Source organism: Stenotrophomonas sp. GbtcB23 (assembly GCF_019091045.1).
GTDB classification, from domain to species: domain Bacteria; phylum Pseudomonadota; class Gammaproteobacteria; order Xanthomonadales; family Xanthomonadaceae; genus Stenotrophomonas; species Stenotrophomonas rhizophila_A.
Genome location: NZ_JAGXKC010000259.1, coordinates 1 through 350, shown reverse-complemented (window position 1 = coordinate 350; position 350 = coordinate 1). Strand labels below are relative to the sequence as shown.

The following is a 350-nucleotide window of genomic DNA, read 5'->3' as shown; positions in this document are numbered from 1 at the left end:
GAAGCCGGCTTCGACAGCGCATAACCGCCGCCCGGACCTTTCTTCGAGCGCAGGATGCCGCCCTTGCGCAGTTCGAGCAGGGTCGCGTCGAGGGATTTCTTGGATATGTTGTTCTGCTCGGCGATCTCACTGACGAAGGCGGTCTTGCCGGGTTCGAGTTGCGCCAGGGGGACCAGCGCCTTGAGACCGCATTTTCCCTTTTTCGTAAGCATCAGAGATCGAAAACCTGCCTAACCGTTTCCTTCTCGATACAGGACAAGCCCCAAACGTTCAATGTAACTTTCCGAGTAAAACCAAGCAGAAACAGGATGGGCGGATCCAAGAAGGGAAGGATCCGCCCATCTGCACAG

The 350-nt window shown here is 56.3% G+C and carries 1 protein-coding gene; it reads right to left on the bottom strand.

What is annotated here, in order from left to right; genetic code table 11:
* Positions 1–212, bottom strand: a 212-nt coding sequence (locus KVS69_RS19030) for an Rrf2 family transcriptional regulator (RefSeq protein WP_217539526.1), incomplete at its 3' end; no start/stop codon positions are given.
* Between the last annotated feature and the right edge of the window lie 138 nt (positions 213–350).